This is a genomic window from Streptomyces niveiscabiei (genome assembly GCF_001419795.1).
Classification (GTDB): domain Bacteria; phylum Actinomycetota; class Actinomycetes; order Streptomycetales; family Streptomycetaceae; genus Streptomyces; species Streptomyces niveiscabiei.
Genome location: NZ_LIRL01001049.1, coordinates 1 through 1235, shown reverse-complemented (window position 1 = coordinate 1235; position 1235 = coordinate 1). Strand labels below are relative to the sequence as shown.

At 68.3% G+C, this 1235-nt stretch carries 2 protein-coding genes; both read right to left on the bottom strand.

Annotated elements, in window-relative coordinates; translation table 11 throughout:
* Positions 1-77: 77 nt before the first annotated feature.
* A complete protein-coding gene (locus AOK24_RS39475; RefSeq protein ID WP_055724741.1) occupies positions 78-464 on the bottom strand; it encodes a VOC family protein in 387 nt (128 codons plus the stop codon).
* A gap of 126 nt (positions 465-590) precedes the next feature.
* A partial coding sequence (locus tag AOK24_RS39470; protein WP_055724740.1) for a hypothetical protein occupies positions 591-1235 on the bottom strand: 645 nt, incomplete at its 5' end.

The window sequence follows — 1235 nt, the reverse complement described above, 5'->3', positions numbered from 1 at the left end:
GCCTGAGGGCTTGTGCCGGGTGGGGCCGGTCGGCCTGAAGGGGCCGACCGGGGTCGCGCTGTGAGTAGCGGTGAGGGCTACTGCTCGTTGGTGTACGGGCGCGTGATGATCTCCATCGTGTGTCCGGACGGGTCCAGGAAGTAGACGCCACGGCCGCCGTAGTAGTGGTTTATCCGGCCCGGGCGCCGCAGGTGCGGATCGTCGAAGTACTCGATCTTCGCCTCCTCGATCCGGGCGAACGCGGCGTCGAACTCCTCGTCGGAGACGAGGAAGGCGTAGTGCTGGGTGGTGATCGACTCCTCCGGCACGGTGAGGAAGTCCAGCGACACGCCGTTCGCGGTGTTCATGGGCAGGAAGGGGCCGAGCGGCGGGGAGACCTCGAGTCCGAGGACGTGGGCGAGGAAGTGCGCCGACTCGTGCTGGTCCCGGGCGGCCACGATGGTGTGGTTCAGTTCGACAGACATCTGTGGAGTGCCTCCGTAAGGCAATCTCACAGGCACCTCCATGCCGCACCGGGACGGTGACCGGCACGCGATGCCTTGCCTCCGACGATAACTCAGCTGCCTGGCTGACCTGACCTGCGTTTCGGCCTAGGCGTGGAGGTGCTCCAGGCCCGATGCCGTGACCAGTTTCTCCTCCCTCAGCAGCCGGGTGCCCCGCTCGCACAACTCCGCGTCCACGCGCGCCCGTTCACTGAACTCCTCCGGGGTCGCGCCGAAGAGGCGCCTCAACTCCGGCGAGCCTTCGAGGAGTCCGGCGATCAGCGTGCGCTGGTCTCCGTGGCGGCGCGGGGTTCCCGTGCCGTCGTGCAGGACGCCGTGGCGGTTCACGTAGACGTAAGTCCCGGGCAGGACCTGGCCGTTCTCCAGCTCCACCCTGAACTCCGGCGCGGGCAGCCGGACTCGGGCGTAGTTCCCCTGGAGCGAGTGCGCTCCCTCGCTGGCGTCGACGACTTTCAGCTGTGCGTCGTCCAGCCAGATGACGAACAACTCCCGTGTGACGTCCGGTGCGTCGAGCGGTGACGCGGAGACATAGCCCATCCGGCTCACGTGCGCCGAGACACCGACGTCGAGGCCGGTGACGTGTGCCTTCGTCATCGGGATGGGGGACGTGATCCCGAACTCGTCCATCTTGTGCCGCAGTTGGCCGGGGCAGGCGTTGGAGCCGACGGCCAGGACGGGGGTGCGGTCGGGGTGGGTCAGGCGGTCCAGGGGGAGGAGGCGGTCGCCCTGGAG

Bases quoted from the DNA above. Each gene is read 5' to 3' on its own strand.
- AOK24_RS39475 (WP_055724741.1), bottom strand. From the start codon at position 464: ATGTCTGTCGAACTGAACCACACCATCGTGGCCGCCCGGGACCAGCAC.